Here is a 19,053-nt window from a genome sequence, read left to right on the forward strand (position 1 = left end):
TCTCCATGAATCTAATAGAACAATCCGAAGATTTCGTCAGTAATTTACTCAAAGATAAACTTTCTAATTTATATTCTTATCATAATTTTAACCATACTTTCACCGTAGTAAATGCTGTAAAAGAGCTATGCAAAAAGGAAGATGTAAGTAGTGACGAAAAAGAAATGCTTTTAGTTGCCGCTTGGTTTCATGACACAGGTTATATAGATGGTTATGAAAATCATGAAGAGGAAAGTGTGAAAATTGCTACGGCCTTTTTGAAAGAAAAAGAACAATCTGATAAATTTATTGCAACGGTTTCCAGTTTAATTTTGGCGACTGTAAAAGAATATATTCCAAAAACACATTTAGAAAAAATAATTAAAGATGCAGATTTTGCCCATCTCGTTGGAACAGAATATGAAACTACTTGTGAATTATTGCGTATTGAACTAAAGAACACCTGGAATCTGGATTTTTCTAATGCTGAATGGGCAAAAGAAAATTTGAATTTCTTAATGAATAAACATCGTTTTTATACGGATTACGCACTTAAAAAATGGCAGCCCTTAAAAGAAAAAAACCTGCTTTTGGTTCAGAAGAAAATTGCAAAGCAAAAGAAAAAAGAAGCAGATAAAATGGAAGAGGAAATTAAGAAAAAAGATAAAGTTGAAAAACCGGATCGTGGTGTTGATACTCTATTTCGTGTTACGCTGGGAAATCACACACGTTTAAGCGGAATCGCGGATAGTAAAGCCAATATTTTATTATCTGTAAATGCGATTATTATTTCGATAGCACTTTCATCGATTATACCAAAATTAGACAGTCCGAAGAATGCGCATTTGGTAATTCCTACTTTTATAATGTTGATGTCAAGTGTAATTACCATCATCTTTGCTATACTTTCTACACGACCAAAGGTAACTTCGGGTGTTTTTACAAGGGAAGATATCGAAAATAAAAAAATTAACTTATTGTTTTTCGGAAACTTCTATAAAATGCCTTTAGAAGAATATGATTGGGCAATGAATGAAATGATGAAAGACCGCGATTACCTGTATTCTAATATGATTAAGGATTTATATTATCTGGGACTGGTTTTACAGCGCAAATATAATTTACTGCGAATCGCGTATAACTTTTTTATGGTGGGGCTTATCGTTACCGTAGTATCTTTTATAATTGCTTTTAAATCGATTTAAAAAAAGCTCAACTATTTAGTTGAGCTCATCTAATAAATCCTGATAGGTGATTTTTTGAGTCACCTGATTGTTATTGTTATTGATCACTTTTACACGAATTGCTCTCAAGCCTGAAACACCCTGAAGATCTTCGACCTCAAATTGTTCAATTGATGGTTCAAGGATTTTCTTGTGTTGTAAATACTTGATATATTTCAGGTATTCAGCTTCTTCACTGTTTTGAGAATATACGATTGTGATTTTTTCTTTCTCCGTAATTCTGTCTTTTGTACCTTTTATATTCGATTTGTCAATACGTTTTTTTACAACTTCATATCTTGCATTATAAGTTCCGTCAACGTCAAATCGTTTCTCATCCATTCTAAAACGAATAGAAAGTGCAGAACTAAATACCAGGATCAACGAAGTTACGTCAAGTTCATAAGGCAATGACTCTTTAAGCTGATGATGTTCTAACTCCATTTCGCAAAGCGTCTGCAATTGCCACAAACGTAAATTGTGCAAATACATAATATCAAATGGTCTGGTTGGGGCAATTGAGGCTCCAATGTATAAATTATGTTCTACACCATCTGTTTTAAAACGCTCATAATAATGCGGATAAATTTGTTGTGCTTCGATTTGTTTTTTATCTAAAACGGTTGCTAACCTTTTATTAATAATAGACATTGCGTTATCAAATTTCTTTCTTTCCTGATAAAATAATCCGGTTTTTTCGTCCAGGCTTTCAAAATACAAACGTTCTAGTTTTTGACTCTTTTCCGTTTCTTTTGTGTTCTTTAAAAGCGGATGAATTTCTTCTTCAATATAACGTTGAATATGTTGCTCTGTATCTGCTTTTAGAGGTGAATCTAATTCTTCACGAAACGATTCCAATTCAAATTTGCGTTGTTCCAGAAGAACCAGATTCGTATTAGGAGCCTGAGATTCAAAAATTCTCAATATAGCGGTAAGCTGATTTTTAAGATCTATTTTTACCGTTTCATTTCTGTGCTCAGATGAACCTTTAATATCAATTTGTCCATATAACGGATATACATTTTTAAAGACAATTTCCTTAAAAATATAATCTTTTGTATGATTGATATTCTGAAAATAATTTTGTGATTCTTTCTTGAATTTCCAGTAAACGCTAGGATGAATAGTAGTATATTCACGCTGAATAATAGCTTCAACCTGGTGTTGCATATCCGTATTATAACGATCGATCGTATCTGTTAGATAAGGCAGAACCAGTTCTAGTTTTGTAGCGTTGACACTATTTAAATCTCTTGCATTTGAAGAAACCAACTCAACAACACCCAATAAATGGCCATCTTTGATTACAGGTGCAAAAACACAACTCTGAATACCTTGTTTTAATAAATGTTCACCAAGTCTTTTATTAGAGGATTCTTCTATGAATTTTTTTACATTCGAAATTACAAAAGGCTCTTTGTTATCTACAAGATTTTCGAAAGAACAGCCAAAAAATGCATTTTTACAATCTACTTCCTGTTCATTTGAAAGTAAGAAACTCTGTAATTGATTGTCAAATTTAACCGGTCTTATAAATTTCTCTTCTTCAGGATTGTAAATAATAAAACCAACTTTTAAATCTGGAATTTTAAATATAGATTTAAAAATATTCGTCACTATTTCATCTGTTGCAACTGTTTTTGCATCTGGTTTAAGCAAATTACTTTTTAAATTTGAAATAGCACTTTCTGTCGTTGCATCAAATAAAGAAACGATTCCAAATCCTTTTAAAATCCAGCTCCCTTTAGGGAATTTTGATTTCCAGAGTTCAATATCATTATAATTATCCAGCAATAAATCGATATCATCCTGAGTAAGGTGAATGGAGTTTTCAGTTGGAATTATCTCCATAAAATCTGCATTATACAAAATGCGATAATGCTTTTCAACTCCCTCTTCATCCGGAATATCGTAGAAAAAAGGTTTATTAAAATCTATTCGCTGTTTGTAATATACACCTAAAATAAGGCAACAGTTATTAATATAGAATTGGTGATCATCAAAATCACGAATTTCCATATAAAACTCGTCACCGGCATTGCGTAAAATTTTCCTGAAACGGTCTGTATAATTAAAAGATATATTTTGAAATGGGATCGTAACTGCTTTTATTTCGTTTTGACTTAAAGCAGTAGGGAATAAGTCAGCCAGTAAATTTTTTATTAAGGCTTCATTGTTTTTAATAAGAGAAAAATCCTCAATACCTGTTCTAAATTCAGGAATAGGTTCTATCTCTTTTAAAATAGCTTTGGCATAGTTCGAACGATAATCCACATCTGATAAAGCAATTTCTTCAAAAGACTCAATTAGTTTATGAAATGAAATTATGGTTTTAAAGGGGCTTTCGTTGAACATTTGAATATCCATCTTATTTTTATTTTAGGATACAAAATTAAGCAAATATTAAGAATGTACATCATTTTATTATTTCTTTAGTTTATAGTTCAATAGATTTTACCCACTGAAAATCAGTGTTTTTGAGCTGTATTTTTATTTTAACGAAATATTAACAATAATAATAACGGAACGATCGTTCCGTTATTATATCTTTGTACCATAATAATGAAATAATCAATAATTTAAAAACAATAAAAATGAAAAATTTAGAAAACAAAGTAGCTATTGTAACTGGTGGAAATAGCGGAATTGGTTACGCAACAGCTGCAGATTTAGCAGCAAAAGGTGCAAAAGTAATTGTAACGGGAAGAAACAAGGAAGCTTTGGCTCAAGCCGAAAAAGAATTAAATGTTACCGGAATCGTAGCAGATCAATCTGATCTAAAATCTATTGATAGTTTGGTAGAACAGGTAAAAGCTCAATTTGGAAAAGTAGATATTCTATTTTTAAATGCTGGAATTGCAGCTTTCGCTCCAGTAGAAGTGGCTTCAGAAGATCATTATGACAGTATTATGAATGTGAATGTAAAAGGAGTTTATTTTACAGTTCAAAAAGTATTGCCAATTTTAAACGATGGTGGTTCTATTATCTTTAATACATCAGTAAATGCTCAATTAGGAATGCCGGGTTCAAGTGTATACGGTGCAAGTAAAGCAGCAGTTTTATCATTAAACAGAATATTTGCAGCTGAATTAGCACCAAGAAAAATTAGAGTAAATGCAGTTTCTCCTGGTCCAATCGAAACTCCTTTGTATGGTAAAGTAGGTTTAGAAAAAGAAGAAGTAGAAGGTTTAGGAGCAGCTTTGGGACAAAAGATTTTATTGAAACGTTTTGGACAAGCGGCAGAGGTTGCAAAAACCATTAGTTTTCTGGCTTCTGATGATGCTTCATTCATTACAGGGACAGAAATTGTTGTAGACGGTGGACTTACTGTAAATACCGTATTATAATTTTTTACCTAATTCAGGAACGATTGTTCCGTATTTTTAATATCTTTGTAAAAGAATTTAATTATGAAGTCATGGCAAGAACTAAAGAATTTAACGAAGATCAGGCTTTAGATAAAGCAATCGAAATTTTCTGGCACAAAGGATATAACGGAACATCGGCTCAGGATTTAGTAACACATTTAGGGTTAAGTCGTTCCAGTTTGTATGATACTTTTGGAGACAAGCAAAAGCTATTTGCACAATCTTTGCAGCGTTATCAAAAAAATGCTCAAAACCAAATCATTGATTTGTTAGAGCAGTCAGATAATATTAAAGAGACTTTAAAGGAGATTTTTAAACAAGCTGTTATAGAAAGTTTAGAAGACCGGATTACAAAAGGCTGTTTTATGGTAAATTCTTCTGTAGAATTAGCAATGCATGATGAAGAGATTGCTAAAATTGTAAAAAATAACAGCCAGATTATGGAAGATGTTTTTACAAAAGCAGTGCAGAAAGGTCAGGATGCAGGACATATTTCAAAGGTAAATAGTGCGACAGTTTTAGCCCGATTCATTTTTAATACATATTCCGGGATCAGGGTTTTAGCCCGAACCGGTGAAAAAGACAAACAAGTTTACGATGATATTATAAAAGCCATGTTTTCTATATTGTAATGATTTAAGGAAACTGTTAAAACAAAAAACGTTAATTACAATCGTGATTAACGTTTTTTGTTTTTAATAGAGAATGAAAATAGAAAATAATCAGATTTTTTATTTCTAAAGGATTAGAAAATGTCTTTTTAGCTTAAAATATCATTTAAAAATAATTACCTGTTTCCTTCAAGTAATTTCATCTCATCTATAATAGTTGCAATCTCTGATTGCTCTTCTGCTTTCAACTGTTCTGTATATAAAAGAGTAATTAGGATAGTATAGGAATCCTCTAAATTTGAATTTTCTTGAAGTTTGGGAACATGTGGATTCGGATATTTGTGGAGTAATGTTTTGGCACACTCAAAAGCGCGTTTTTCTAATGTAGATTCTGTGTTTTTTAGAGCTGCCATTTTTTTATTCTTAAATATGGATCTTATCAAATCTACTGAATTTTTCAATCAGTTTTTCTTTTTTAAATCTGCTAAAATAATGTTTATGATTGCTGTAAATTAATCTTAGTTTATGGATCGAAATATGGGGCAATAAAAAAAACGGCAATTACTAATGTAGTTGCCGTTTTTTGTTTTAAGTAAGTAATAGAAAATGAATAACTACTAGCTTTTTTCTTCTTTATTGAAATAAACTAAGTAGTAATACATTTGTTTTTCTTCATCCCAGCCTTTTTCAACAAATTTCTCTGCACTTTCAGGATTGATAAAATCCATTTTGATCTGAATATGAGTATCCAGATTAATAACGTTTTTAATCGATTTTCTGGCGTCAGAAACTGCTGCGTTAGCAATAGGGAATGAGGTTACATCTTCGATGCTGTATTTTTCTCCTTTATCAACTTTATAATTTTTGAATTCAGGAATCAAGTCCGGATTGTCTAATACTTCATTTAAAAAGTTTTGCTCTTCGAACTGATCATTTTTAGCGAAATAATTCACAGATCTGTTCATAAACATTACTTCTTCTTTTTTGTCTTCTGCAGGTAAAACAACATCTTTTGCGAAGTTTTGACAAAATTTCAAGTATTTTTTAGTGATGAAGTTTTCATCTTCAAAAGCATCAACAGATAAAAAGTGCTCTAACCAGTAACGCGCATCATAACGGTTACTGTCTACAGTTAGAATTTTGTATCCTTCTTCTTTTTTATAATTAAAAATCAAACAGCCTTTATCTAATTTGCTCAGGTTAATTCCTTGTTGCAAGATCATTTCCAGGTTACTGTTTTTTTCTTCAAACTGTAAAAAGTCGGCTTGTAACTCACTTTTAAAAATTCCAATAGCATCTACAACATTGTTGTCAATACTTAAATTTGTTAAATAAGTTACGTAAACTTCTCCGTTTTTAATGTGCGGATGATTGGATTGTTCGAATAAATGCGTGGTGATTCTTTTAGAAATCTCCTGCAAATTATTCGGATTATCAAAAATCTCCGTTGCATATTTAAACATGTCGTTGTAATCCAAATCGACTTCGTGCGCAAACTGATAATAGTTTTCTTCTTTCTCTCTAAAAGGCTTAAAAAAGTACTCTTTTATCAAAGGCACAATTTCATCATTTAAGTTAAAAGGCTGTTCCGATAAAAAAATCGCTTCGTTTCTGCTTTTGTTTCCTACGCGGTGTATCGCAAGCGTCTCGATGTGGGTGTTGAATAAGTTGATCATATTTAAAGGTGCTGAGTGTCTAAGTTGCTAAGTTTCTGAGTTTTTAGTTTCTATCTTTTAATTTTTTAATAAAGGAAACCAACATTCTCTCTACTTCTCGACTGTCCTCATATTTTGAGTTACTGAGATTCTAAGTCTCTAAGATTTTAAGTTTTTTAAATAGTGTCTTTTAATTTTCTAATTAACGACGCTAACATTCTTTCGATCTCTCGACTATCCTCGTATAAATTGTTAAATTCTTCTTCTTTTATATAAATAATGTTTTTTGCAATTTCAAGCTGGGTCTGCATTTCAAATATAGAACCCATAGAAATATATAAAAACCGCAAAAAATCTTTATTACTTTCTCTGCCTGATCCTTCGGCAATATTGCTCGGAATAGAAACTGAACTTCGGCGTATTTGTGAAGTTAGTCCAAAAATTTCTTCTTTGGGAAACGTTCTTGTTGCTTTGTAAATTTTAGTAACTAAGGAAATTGACTTCTGCCAAACTAAGATTTTTTTAAAATGACTCATTTTTTTATTTTTAAATTATTCTTAAAAATAAGAAAAATCTCTCAAAATAAAAAACTTAGAATCTTAGTACCTCAGAATCTTAGCAACTAACGTTAGTTCCAATTTTCCTCAAATCCAAAATCTTCAAAGCTGTCATCTCCTTCAAACATATCCAGATCGTCTTCGTCAAGGTCATCTTCAAATTCGCCGTAGATATCGTCGTGCATATCTGCTTCAAAACTTTTTTCTGTAGCTTCATCTGGCATTTCTCCGTGAGAGAATAAAGTTTCGGGATAAGGAACTCCTGCAATTTGATCTTCAATAGCGGCTAATTCAACTAAGAAAGTCCACATATTAATAAAATCATATACATAGATAATTTTGGTATTATCCTTATCTAAGATATCAGATAATTGATAGTCACTCATGGTTTTTTGCTCTCCGGGAACATCGCCAGTATCAAAAAGAGCAATTTCGTCTTCCTGATTCCAAGTTTCATCGCAGGTATAAAACGAAGCTACTTCCATTCCGTCAAAACCAAAAGCGTTGAAGATCGCATTGTGTAAATCCTCCAGAGTATCATCTTCAAGAATTGCAATGTCTCTAAAAATATCTTCTTCGGCGTCTAGAATTACTCTAAATTTATAAACCATAATCTTTGTTTTTTTGAAAAGTCAAAGGTAAAATATAAAAAACGAAATCCGAATTGTGAATTACGATTTGTTGAAAAGATTTTCGGAATGACAAACTATCCGGAAATATTGTTTTGAAAACGAGTGTCCTAGCCCCGACAGAAGTGAAAATCCTTTTGTGGCGGTCCCGAGGCTTCGGGAGTTACAAAAGATTGCAACGGATAGCGGGATTAGCTCCTGAAAAATCACCTCCCTACCAATCTTTTCCTGATCTTGTGATAACGTTTATGATAGGTACTATGATTTGGATACCTTCTTGTAGAAGTCATATTGTTGAAGATTAATGCTGTTATAAACAGAATCAGTACGCCGTCTAAGACCGGCGAAAGTACATACATATAACCTAAATCTTTTATTTGTGCAGAGCCCGTAACTGCAATAAGCGCCGTCGCACCTCCAGGAGGATGAAGTGTTTTGGTAATTTGCATAAATATAATCGAAAGAGAAACTGCTAAAGGTGCTGAAAGCCAAATAATGTCCGGTACCAATTTATTTATAGTAACCCCAATAACGGCCGAAATTACATGACCGCCAATTAAATTTCGGGGTTGCGAGAACGGACTTTGGATAATTCCATAAACCAACACGCTCGATGCTCCAAAAGAACCAATTAGAAAAACAATATCACTACCTGAAAAACGGATAGATTCAAGATAAGAGAGAATTCCGATGCCGACAAACGATCCTATAAATGACCAGAAATGTTCTTTGTAATCTATTAAAGTTTCTTTGTAAAGTATATAGCGTGTTTTACGATACCCTCTTTTTATTTTTGGAGTTGGCATAGATGCTTAATATTTTTTGTGGTATTATAAGCCGCGAATTTTCCTAGTTTGTAAATGAAGATTCGTGAATTCGAGGCAAAAAAAAATTATTTCGTCAAGCTTGGAGCGTAACTATAAACAGTATAAGGATAAATCGTTTTTGCTGTATATTTTGAAATTAGGCAAACTACTAAAATCGGTAAAAATAAAGTATAGTCATTTGTTAATCCGCATACTAAGAAAATTGCTGTAAATGGGGCATGAATACTGGCGCTTAATACAGCTGCCATACCAATAATCATAAAATTAACCGGAAGTACATGAACCTGAAAAAAGGTATTTAAAACGGATGCCAGTAATAAACCTAAAAAAGCACCAATAAAAAGACTTGGAGCAAAAACTCCTCCGTCACCTCCAGAAGCAAGTGTTATAGAAGTTACAATAGGTTTTAAAAGTAAAACGCCCACAAAAGTAAAAGCTAAAGTTAGTGTTAACGGAATTTCGGCTGAATTGCTGAAAATGCCTTTTATAGCATGATATCCTTCGCCATATAATTGTGGAAAAATAAATAATGAAACACTTAAAACTACTGAACCAATTAAGATTTTATAGTAATGTGTATCGATTTTACCAAATTGAGATTTAAAGAATAATACACATCGGGTTAGGTAAACAGAATTTAATCCGGCTAAAATTCCTAATAGAATAAAATACGGAATAGCTTTTAAATGCCAGGTTGTAATAGAAACAGCAAATAAAGGTTCTTCCTTTAATATAGTAAGTAATCCAAAAGCGACTGAAACGGCAATTATGTTTGAGATAATAAAAGCGCGGGTTACTTTTCTGGAGATAACTTCGAGGGCAAATAAGATTCCTGCAATCGGACTGCTGAATAAAGCTGTAACTCCGGCCGCAACTCCGGCACAAATAAGCTCTGTTTTGTATTTGCGAAATACATTTTCTTTTTGTTGTGCAACAGATCCAATTGTGGCAGTTGCAACTACTGTAGAAACTTCGATTCCGGTTGAACCGCCAAAAACAACGGTTAGTAATCCGTTTATAAAGTGTGATGGAATTTTGTATGAAGGTAAATTTTTTGAAGTTGACTTTGTGCTTTCAAAAACTTCTTTGATTCCTTTGTTTTCTTTTTTCTTAAATAAATATTGCCTTAGAAAATAAATTACAGATAATCCGAAAACCGGAAAAATGACATAAAATATCGGATTTACAGATACTTCATGCAAGAAGATTTCTTCGTAATACTCTGTTATTTTTTTTAGTGAAATTCCTAAAAAGGCAGAAAGAAAGCCAATTAAAACAGAAACAATAATTAATTTTTGAAGGACAATGAATTGATGATTTTTTTTGATTTTCGCCGTTTTGTTCATCAGATGTTGATTTGTAGATCGCAGGATTATATTTGCGATTTCACAAAATTAAAGAATCATATTCGTTTTTTAATGAAAAACACTCAGTATATTGTGTTAAAGTTACTAATTAAGGAAAATTCTCTCAAGTTGGATTTGTTGAATTAACTTGAACTTAACCGAGTAAATATTCTGATAAAAACGCAAAGTCGCCATTTTTTCTCCTTAATTATGCCATTTCGACGAAGGAGAAATCTACATAAGTAACTACACAATCAAAATCGTCAATCTTTGTGGAGCTCCTTACAAAGATTTCTCCTTCTTCTAAATGGCAAACTGAAGATTTAATTATTAGTTTTAAAGAAAACCTTTGTCTCTTTAAATCTTTGCAAATCTGAGCCTTAGTTCCTATCTTTCATAAAACTCAATAGGCAACAAATCAGGATCAGCGATAAAAGTAAATCGTTTTTCGGTTATTTCATCAATTCTGATGGGTTCTGATTCGATGTTTTTAGTGTTTAAAAATGCAATTGTTTCTTCGAGGTTAATAACTTCAAAAGCCAAATGTCGCAAACCAACAGCTTCGGGTCTTGAAGGACGTTGTGGCGGATTTGGAAACGAAAATAACTCGACAATATAAGTACCGTTCAACGCCAGGTCAAGTTTGTAAGATTGACGTTCTTCGCGGTAGATTTCTCTAATAATAGTTAATCCTAAAATTTCAGTATAAAAAGTTTTGGATTTTTGATAATCAGAGCATAAAATGGCAATATGATGAACTTTATTTAAGGTAAGCATTAGATGTTTTTTTCAGGTTCCTGATTTAATTTTCGAATTACTTTTGCCGGATTCCCAACGGCTAATGAATTGTCCGGAATATTTTTTGTTACAACAGATCCTGCGCCAATAACACATCCATTACCGATAGTAACACCTGGACAGATAACAGAGTTTCCGCCAATCCAGCAATCGTCACCAATAGAAATTGGTAAAGCATTTTCGAGTGTTTTTCTTAATTCGGCGTCAAGTGGATGAGTTGCAGTGTAAATTTGAACATTGGGAGCGAAAAAAACATTCGATCCAATATTTACGGGAGCGCAATCTAAAACAACACAATTGACATTAAAATAAACGTTGTCTCCACAAAAAATATTGTAACCATAATCACAATGAAATGGAGGCTCTATATAAAAACTCTTTCCAACATTTGGGATTAATTCGGCTAAAATTTCTTTCGCTTTTTTTGTTAAACGATATTCGGTCACGTTTAGGCGATGCAATAAATTTTTTGCTTTTCGACGCTCTTTCACTAAAACAGGATCACCTGCAATGTAATATTCTCCCGAAATCATTTTTTCTTTTTCAGTATTCATGAAGGTAATTGTTTTTTATTTAAAGTAGTTTTTTCAAAATAACAATTTGTCCTAAATGATAAACATCATGCTGTATAATTCCGTGTATGTGCTCGTAATAAGTATGATTATTATGCGGATATATTTTTTCGAAATCATGATCATCAAAATCTTCAAAGAAAGCATCCCATAATTCCTGTGATTTCCCAAGACTTTGTAACGACTGTTCCCAGGCTGCTTCAGATGAATCCAGAATAGGCACGAAATAATTATGATCCGGCGTAATCACTGTTTCTCCCTGAACACGCCTTAGGATATTTCTTCTCCATTGGATAAGATGATTTACGATTTCCCAAATGGTATTTAATTTTGGGTTTATTTTTCTGTAAGCCTGTTCAGCAGTTACATTTTCTAAAGTATGTGCCAAAGTAACCTCCAGCCACGGATTTCCATTATAAATGGATTGATATAAATTCGAAACTCTTTTACTTTCTGACATAATAGTTCGTTTTTAAAACTTAAAAGCTAAGATACAAATAAGTATTTTACAACTCATCCCTGAAATTCTACAATTGGGTTATTTAATATTTTTTAACTAAAACTGTTAAAATATATTTGTCTCATCAAAACCAATGATATGAAAACCAAATTTACTTTAATTTTATTATTACTTGCTTCTTTCATTTATGCCCAGAATACTGTTTCGGGAAAAGTAACAGATCAAAAAGGCAAACCGGTTCCGGGTGCAAATATTTATATAGACGGAACTTATGACGGGGCAACGAGTTCTGAAACCGGGGATTTTTCTTTTGAAACCACCTCGACAGGAAATCAGACTTTAGTGGTTAGTTTTTTACTTTATGAAACTTTCAAAAAAGAAATTGATGTTACAAATTACAAGGATCAAATTGTAAAACTCAGAGAAAATGTAAATGCGCTTGATGCCGTTGTAATTACCGCCGGAACTTTAGAATCCGGAGACAAAGCCAGAGTATCTGTTTTAAAACCTTTAGATATTGTAACAACAGCAGGTTCTGCCGGGAATATAATTGCTGCTTTGCAAACTTTACCGGGTACACAAACTGTTGGCGAAGACGGACGTTTATTTGTTCGTGGAGGTGAAGCCAGCGAAACACAAACATTTGTAGATGGACTTCGTGTAGCACAGCCTTATGGCGCGACCACTAATAATTTACCAACCAGAAGCCGATTTTCCCCTTTTTTGTTTAGCGGAATCGCTTTTTCTACCGGTGGTTATTCAGCTGAATATGGCGAAGCTCTATCAAGTGTTTTATTATTAAATACACAAGATGAACCGGATCAAAATAAAACTGATATTGCTTTAATGACGGTGGGTTTAGGAATTGGAAATACGAAAAAATGGAAAAAAAGTTCGTTTAGTATCAACACCAATTATATTAATCTTGCTCCTTATCAGGCTGCAATTCCTCAAAATGTAGACTGGAATAATCCGTATCAGTCTTTGGGAGGAGAAGCAGTTTACAGATATCATTTTGAAAGAGGGATCTTTAAATTCTATGCTGCTTTTGATGCTGAAAAATTCGATCTGAATCAGAAGAATGTAAATTTTACAAATCCAATCAGAACAGATTTAAATAATAATAATTTTTATTTAAATGCTTCGTATAAAGGAGATTTTGGAACAGGATGGCAGCTTACCTCCGGAATTAGTTACGGCTACAGCAATAACAAAGTAAAATATGATATAAATGATGTTGACAGCAATGAAAATGCAGCACAGTTAAAATTGAAATTAAGAAAAAATATCTCTAACTATTTTAAATTGTCTTTTGGAGCCGACTATTTTATTACCAAATACAATGAAAATTTTAATGATAATGTTGCTATAAAAACGGCAAACGGTTATGACTCAAATATTGCTGCTTTTTATACAGAAGGAGATATCTTATTCTCTAAAAAGCTCGCAGCCAAAGTAGGTTTCCGACTTTCGAACAACAATTTGCTGGACGAAACTAATATCGCTCCAAGGGCTTCAATTGCTTACAAAGTTTCTAAAAGCAGTCAGTTTTCTTTTGCTTATGGAGATTTTTCTCAAACTCCGGTGGTTGATTATATCAAATATTCTAAATACCATCAGTTCGAAAGTGAAAAAGCAAAACATTATATCCTGAATTATCAGTTTACCAAACCAGGTCAGACTTTTAGGGCAGAAGCTTATTATAAAGATTACAGCAATTTAGTTCAATATGATACCAGAGATATTCAGTATAATTCTGTTTTTAATAATAACGGATCGGGTTATGCAAAAGGATTGGATTTGTTTTGGAGAGACAGCAATTTATACAAAAACCTGGAATATTGGATATCTTATTCGTACATTGATTCTGAAAGACAATACAAGAATTTTCCAAACATGGCGACTCCAAGTTTCGTAGCCAATCATACGTTATCAATTGTTACCAAATATTTCATCACCGATTGGAAATCGCAAATAGGTTTTACCAACAGTTATAGTTCAGGAAGACCTTATAATGATCCAAACCAAACTCAATTCATGAACGGAAAAACAAAATCATACAACAGTTTGAGTTTTAACTGGGCATATTTATTAACTACCCAAAAAATCCTGTATTTCTCTGTTTCGAATGTATTGGGAACTCAAAATGTTTTTGGTTACGATTACGCAAAATTACCGGATCCAAATGGAGTGTACCAAAGACAAGCGGTTGTACCAAACGCAGACAGATTCTTTTTTATAGGTTTCTTCTGGACGATCAGTGATAATAAGAATGAGAATCAATTGAAGAATTTGTAAAAGGAGGTACAAAGTGGCAAAGATCCAGAGGTACAAAGATTTGTAAGCTCAAAATTTAAGATTTAAGAGTAACCTTTGAACCTTTGTTCCTAAAAAAACAATTCAGTAGCAAAAATCAACAACTCAGTATCATTTAATTTTAAAACAATAAAAACCAGCATACTTTTGAAGTATAAAATAATAAGCGACTAAGTTGCTAAGCCTCTAAGACAAAAACAAAAAAAGAAGCTTATCTCCTTAAAACCTTAACAACTTAAAAAGAAGAGTTTTAATCATCAACAAAACTTAGAATCTCAGAACCTTAGCATCTTATTAACTTTAAAAAAGAAATCATGACCAAAATTATTACAATAATCACATTATTTATCTGCAGTTTGATATCTGCTCAAAATGTAAAACTAACCGTTTCTATTTCAGGTTTAAAAAATAATACGGGAACAGTTAAGGTGGGTTTATATAACTCAGACGGTACGTTTCTTAAAACGACGTACAAAAGTCTTGGGTCTGAAATTAAAAACAACAAAGTAGTTGTAACATTCGATAATCTTCCTGCAGGAGAATATGCAATTTCGACATATCACGATGAAAATAATAACGGAAAACTAGATAAGAATATGATGGGAATTCCATCTGAAGATTATGCCGCTTCAAATAATGCAAAAGGATTTATGGGACCGCCTTCATATAAAGATGCTAAATTTGACATTGCGAAAGATTCAAAAATTGAAATAATATTATAATAATAACGAACAAAACAACTTAAAAACAACCATTTTAATTATTTATAAAAATGAAAAAAATCATCACTTTAGCAGCATTATTTGTAGTCGTAGTAAGTTCTGCACAGACACAGTTTGAACAAGGAATGGGAAAAGCTTTCGGGCTTTGGAAAGAAGGAAAAAATACAGAAGCTTCGGCATTATTCGAAAGAATCGCTGCAGCAGAAAAAACAAGTTATTTACCCAATTACTATGTAGCTTTAGTCAACACTACATCTGCATTTAAAGAAAAAGATAAAACGAAAATTGATTTGTTATTGACAAAAGCACAAGATGCATTGGATGTAGAATTGATAAAAGATCAAAATAATGCTGAATTATATGCAATGCAGGCATTGATTTATACTGCTTGGGTAGTTGCAGATCCAATGACAAACGGAATGAAATATTCTGCCAAAGTGATGGAAGCTTATGCTAAAGGAAAAGCAATAGATCCTAATAATCCAAGAATCGTTTTTGGTGAAGCTGATTATCAAATAGGTGGTGCAAAATGGTCCGGAGTTGATACAAAACCACTTTGTGCACAAGTTGATAAAGCTGTTGAACTTTTTGCTACTTTTAAACCTGAAACTCCTTTTTCTCCAAAATGGGGATTAGACAGAGCTTTAGAAGTTCAGAAAAATTGTAAAAAATAAAATTAAATAAAAACGGATTATAATGAAAGATCATAGAAACTCATTTTCTAGCTTAAAAAGTGGAACAATAATTTGTTTCAGGATTTCTATGGTCTTTACAGTAATATTTTCTGCTTTTTTAGGAGCTGATTTAAATGTAAGAAATATAGCAATCACGTTCTTTTTAAGCTGTTTGTATTCATTTGGACTTGGTTTTGGAAATGGATTTCTAAATGTTCTTTTAGATAAAAAATGGGATTGGCTGGAACAAACAAATCTGAGAGTTTATTACGGAATTTTAGTTACCGTTTTATATACTGTTCCAGCTGTTTTAGGTATCAATTATATCATTTTTGTTATAATTCAACATTTACCTGTAGAAAAGTTTTTTAACGAAAGAATGATTTGGGTGCATCTTTTTTACATCATCTTATCCTTGGGAGTTTCAACTTTCCTGCAAGCCAGAAGCTTTATGGTAAAATGGAAACAGGCATCAAAATTTGAAATAACACAACAAAAGATTATTGCAGGAACGGCAAATGCTAAATTTGAAAGTTTAAAAAATCAGATCGATCCGCATTTTCTTTTTAATAGTTTAAATGTTTTAAGTTCTTTAATCGAAGAAAATCCGGATAATGCACAGCGATTTACAACTTCTTTATCCAAGATTTACCGCTACGTTTTAGAGCAAAAAGATAAAGAGCTGGTTTCAGTAGAAGATGAATTATCATTTGCAAAAACCTACATGAATTTGCTGAAAATGCGTTTCGAGAATAGTTTGTTTTACGAATTGCCAACAACAAACATAAACCCGGATGCAAAAGTGGTTCCTTTATCGCTGCAGCTTTTATTAGAGAATACAGTAAAACATAATGTAGTAAGCGAGCAAAAACCATTGCATATCAGGATTTTTATTGATGGAGATTATCTGGCGATTCAAAATGATTTTCAAAAGAAAGAAGTTTTACAGGACAGGCAAGGAGTTGGTTTGCAGAATATTGTTAATCGATACGGAATTGTAACCAACAGAAAAGTATTGATTGAACAAAATGAGAAAAATTTCACAGTCAAAATTCCAATTTTAACCAAACAAGTTACAGTTATGGAAACAAGTGCAGAATACAGCGATGAAAATAAAGCTTATTTCAGAGCTAAAAAAAGAGTAGAAGAATTAAAAGGATTTTATGCTAATATAATATCATATTGTTGTGTGATTCCGTTTTTGATATTTATAAATCTAAGATTTTCTCCCGGATTTCAATGGTTTTGGTTTTCGGCTTTAGGTTGGGGATTTGGAGTAGTAATGCATGCTTTTAAAGTTTTTGGTTACAGCTCAGATTGGGAGGAACGAAAAATCAGAGAGATTTTACAAAAAGAAAATAACAAACAAAGCTGGAAATAATCATGGAAACAAATTGTAATAAAGATTATGAGAAATTTGAATTCGAGGAATTTTTCAGCAAAAAGGTCATTAAACTTAGATCCTTTTATATTCATGCCTTTATTTATACTATCGGATTAATTATTTATGCCTTAAAGGAATATTATGGATTAAAAGAATATTACGGGATACCCTTAAATTTCTTTCCGATAAAATATTTAAATAATGTTGTAATGGTAATCTGGACCAGTGTGTTTTTAGCTTCGGCTATTGATTTGTTTGCCTCTTATAAAATTTTTGGAGAAGAATGGGAGGAACGCAAAATGAAAAGTATTTTAGATAAAAAAGAAAAAAAACAAAAATGGGAGTAATCATGGAAGTAAATTTAAACGACGAGGATAAATATTATATCGCAAAAAAGAAAGTTGAGAATATTAAAGGATTTTATGGGAATTTGACTTCGTTTTTATTCGTAAATGCAATTTTAATTTTTATCAATTTGTATACATCACCCAATCATTTGTGGTTTTACTGGCCTTTAATATGGTGGGGATTTGGAGTTGTTTTTCATGGATTAAAGGTTTTTGAAGTATTTCCGGTTCTTGGTAAAGGATGGGAAGAAAGAAAAATCCAGGAATTGATGGAAAAAGAAAGACAGAATAAAAATAAATGGCAATAATTTAATTCAAGATAAAATGGGACGATTTAGACAACGTATGTATGAAGATTACAGACACGAATTTAGTACAGATGAAAGTTATAATGTTGCGTACAGAAAAGTTAAGAAGATTAAAGGATTTTATTCGCATTTGAAAATTTACATTTTGGTAAATATTATTATAATTGTTTCAAGCTTGAATAGAGATTATCTGGGAAGTCATTTTTATGCCGGAAATAATTTTGAAGTAAGAGGATTTAGAGATTGGGAAATTTATTCGACAGCATTTTATTGGGGAATTGGGTTGCTGATTCATGCATTTACAGTTTTTGGGCCAAATATTTTTTTTAGTAATGATTGGGAGCAAAAGAAAATTCAAAAATATATGGATAAAGATGCTCAGAATAAAAATAAATGGGAGTAATTTTAGACTGAATTTTTCAATTTTTGCATTGTATTAAATGACCACATTAATTATAGAAGACGAAAAACCGGCAGCGAGATTATTACAGCGTAAACTCGAAAAGTTAGATATTGCTGTAGAAACCATGCTGCACTCTGTAGAAGAATCAATTCATTGGTTTACCAATAATGAACATCCTGATTTGATTTTTCTCGATATTCAGTTATCAGACGGTTTGTCGTTTGAAATTTTCGAAAAAATAAACATTCAAAGTGCCATTATTTTTACCACTGCTTATGATGAATATGCTTTAAAAGCATTCAAACTAAATAGTATCGATTATCTTTTAAAACCAATTGACGAAGATGATTTAGAAATTGCCGTTACGAAATTTAAATCCCGAATTCCTAAAACAGATTCCGGAAATCAAAATCTGCAGCTTGATTTTGAGCAAATACGCCAAATGTTGTCAAATCCTTTCGAGAAGAATTATAAAAAGAGATTTACCGTTAAAATCGGTCAGCATTTAAAAGTAATTACTGCTGATGAAATCGAATGTTTTTATAGTGAAAACAAAGGAACTTATATTCATACTTTCGATAATAGGAACTATTTAATTGATTCCACTTTAGAAGTTCTGGAGCAGGAACTGGATATGAAAGATTTTTTTCGTGTTAGCCGTAAATTTATAGTTCCGCTTATAGCAATTAAAGAAATTCAGGTTTACACAAATTCTCGCTTAAAAGTGATTTTGCCTACTTACAAAGAAGATGAGGTAATTGTAAGCCGGGAAAAAGTACAGGATTTTAAAGCCTGGCTGGGATAAAAGTATCTCTAAATCGCATTATAAAAAACAAAAAAATCCTTCAGCTGAAGGATTTTTTTGTTTAAAGTT

Annotated in this window: 21 protein-coding genes; 11 read left to right on the forward strand and 10 right to left on the reverse strand. The window is 32.0% G+C overall.

Annotated features, from left to right (window positions below):
* Positions 1–5 precede the first annotated feature (5 nt).
* Positions 6–1,184, forward strand: a complete 1,179-nt coding sequence (locus RC62_RS12600; RefSeq protein ID WP_055095652.1) for a Pycsar system effector family protein — start codon at positions 6–8, stop codon at positions 1,182–1,184.
* 15 nt (positions 1,185–1,199) lie between these two features.
* Here the strand turns inward: RC62_RS12600 and RC62_RS12605 are convergent, their stop codons facing one another.
* Entirely contained in the window at positions 1,200–3,569 is a 2,370-nt protein-coding gene (locus RC62_RS12605; protein WP_055095654.1) for a GAF domain-containing protein, read from the reverse strand.
* Between the two features lie 227 nt (positions 3,570–3,796).
* Between RC62_RS12605 and RC62_RS12610 the strand changes: the two genes are divergently transcribed.
* Both RC62_RS12610 and RC62_RS12615 read left to right on the forward strand, forming a co-directional pair.
* Entirely contained in the window at positions 3,797–4,549 is a 753-nt protein-coding gene (locus RC62_RS12610) for an SDR family oxidoreductase (protein ID WP_055095656.1), read from the forward strand.
* Between the two features lie 71 nt (positions 4,550–4,620).
* On the forward strand, positions 4,621–5,202 hold the full coding sequence (locus tag RC62_RS12615) for a TetR/AcrR family transcriptional regulator (RefSeq protein ID WP_055095658.1): 582 nt from the start codon (positions 4,621–4,623) through the stop codon (positions 5,200–5,202).
* A 155-nt stretch (positions 5,203–5,357) separates the two neighbouring features.
* Here the strand turns inward: RC62_RS12615 and RC62_RS12620 are convergent, their stop codons facing one another.
* The 9 genes from RC62_RS12620 to RC62_RS12660 form a co-directional block, all read right to left on the reverse strand.
* The gene (locus tag RC62_RS12620; protein ID WP_157472505.1) at positions 5,358–5,642 is read right to left on the reverse strand and encodes a hypothetical protein; all 285 of its coding nucleotides are present in this window, start codon (positions 5,640–5,642) and stop codon (positions 5,358–5,360) included.
* A gap of 156 nt (positions 5,643–5,798) precedes the next feature.
* Positions 5,799–6,857: a nucleoid-associated protein gene (locus RC62_RS12625; protein WP_055095663.1), complete on the reverse strand. Its 1,059-nt coding sequence runs from the start codon at positions 6,855–6,857 to the stop codon at positions 5,799–5,801.
* Positions 6,858–7,012: 155 nt separating this feature from the next.
* Positions 7,013–7,372 (reverse strand): four helix bundle protein, encoded by a 360-nt coding sequence (locus RC62_RS12630; RefSeq protein WP_055095664.1) that lies wholly within the window; start codon positions 7,370–7,372, stop codon positions 7,013–7,015.
* Between the two features lie 92 nt (positions 7,373–7,464).
* A complete protein-coding gene (locus RC62_RS12635) occupies positions 7,465–8,004 on the reverse strand; it encodes an IS1096 element passenger TnpR family protein (protein ID WP_055095666.1) in 540 nt (179 codons plus the stop codon).
* 224 nt (positions 8,005–8,228) lie between these two features.
* Positions 8,229–8,828: an HPP family protein gene (locus RC62_RS12640; RefSeq protein WP_055095668.1), complete on the reverse strand. Its 600-nt coding sequence runs from the start codon at positions 8,826–8,828 to the stop codon at positions 8,229–8,231.
* 86 nt (positions 8,829–8,914) lie between these two features.
* Positions 8,915–10,195, reverse strand: a complete 1,281-nt coding sequence (locus RC62_RS12645) for a chloride channel protein (protein WP_055095670.1) — start codon at positions 10,193–10,195, stop codon at positions 8,915–8,917.
* Between the two features lie 387 nt (positions 10,196–10,582).
* Positions 10,583–10,972: a VOC family protein gene (locus tag RC62_RS12650; RefSeq protein ID WP_055095672.1), complete on the reverse strand. Its 390-nt coding sequence runs from the start codon at positions 10,970–10,972 to the stop codon at positions 10,583–10,585.
* On the reverse strand, positions 10,972–11,547 hold the full coding sequence (locus RC62_RS12655) for a sugar O-acetyltransferase (protein WP_055095674.1): 576 nt from the start codon (positions 11,545–11,547) through the stop codon (positions 10,972–10,974). Before RC62_RS12655 ends, RC62_RS12650 begins: the two co-directional genes overlap by 1 nt.
* 19 nt (positions 11,548–11,566) lie before the next feature.
* Positions 11,567–12,025 (reverse strand): DinB family protein, encoded by a 459-nt coding sequence (locus tag RC62_RS12660; RefSeq protein WP_055095676.1) that lies wholly within the window; start codon positions 12,023–12,025, stop codon positions 11,567–11,569.
* Between the two features lie 138 nt (positions 12,026–12,163).
* Here RC62_RS12660 and RC62_RS12665 point away from each other — a divergent pair, with 138 nt between their 5' ends.
* From RC62_RS12665 to RC62_RS12700, 8 genes are all read left to right on the forward strand, one after another.
* Positions 12,164–14,323, forward strand: a complete 2,160-nt coding sequence (locus tag RC62_RS12665; protein ID WP_055095677.1) for a TonB-dependent receptor — start codon at positions 12,164–12,166, stop codon at positions 14,321–14,323.
* 332 nt (positions 14,324–14,655) lie between these two features.
* A complete protein-coding gene (locus RC62_RS12670; protein ID WP_082421290.1) occupies positions 14,656–15,063 on the forward strand; it encodes a DUF2141 domain-containing protein in 408 nt (135 codons plus the stop codon).
* Between the two features lie 50 nt (positions 15,064–15,113).
* Complete coding sequence (locus RC62_RS12675; protein WP_055095679.1) at positions 15,114–15,737, forward strand: hypothetical protein; 624 nt, start codon at positions 15,114–15,116, stop codon at positions 15,735–15,737.
* A 22-nt stretch (positions 15,738–15,759) separates the two neighbouring features.
* A complete protein-coding gene (locus tag RC62_RS12680; protein WP_055095681.1) occupies positions 15,760–17,118 on the forward strand; it encodes a histidine kinase in 1,359 nt (452 codons plus the stop codon).
* 2 nt (positions 17,119–17,120) lie between these two features.
* Positions 17,121–17,468, forward strand: coding sequence for a 2TM domain-containing protein (locus tag RC62_RS12685; protein WP_055095683.1), 348 nt, complete (start codon positions 17,121–17,123; stop codon positions 17,466–17,468).
* 2 nt (positions 17,469–17,470) lie between these two features.
* Positions 17,471–17,776, forward strand: coding sequence for a 2TM domain-containing protein (locus RC62_RS12690; protein ID WP_245176823.1), 306 nt, complete (start codon positions 17,471–17,473; stop codon positions 17,774–17,776).
* A 16-nt stretch (positions 17,777–17,792) separates the two neighbouring features.
* Complete coding sequence (locus RC62_RS12695; protein ID WP_055095687.1) at positions 17,793–18,179, forward strand: 2TM domain-containing protein; 387 nt, start codon at positions 17,793–17,795, stop codon at positions 18,177–18,179.
* 37 nt (positions 18,180–18,216) lie between these two features.
* Positions 18,217–18,984: a LytR/AlgR family response regulator transcription factor gene (locus RC62_RS12700; protein WP_055095689.1), complete on the forward strand. Its 768-nt coding sequence runs from the start codon at positions 18,217–18,219 to the stop codon at positions 18,982–18,984.
* The last annotated feature ends 69 nt before the right edge of the window (positions 18,985–19,053 follow it).

Origin of the sequence: Flavobacterium aquidurense (assembly GCF_001404985.1) — a bacterium.
Lineage (GTDB): Bacteria > Bacteroidota > Bacteroidia > Flavobacteriales > Flavobacteriaceae > Flavobacterium > Flavobacterium aquidurense_B.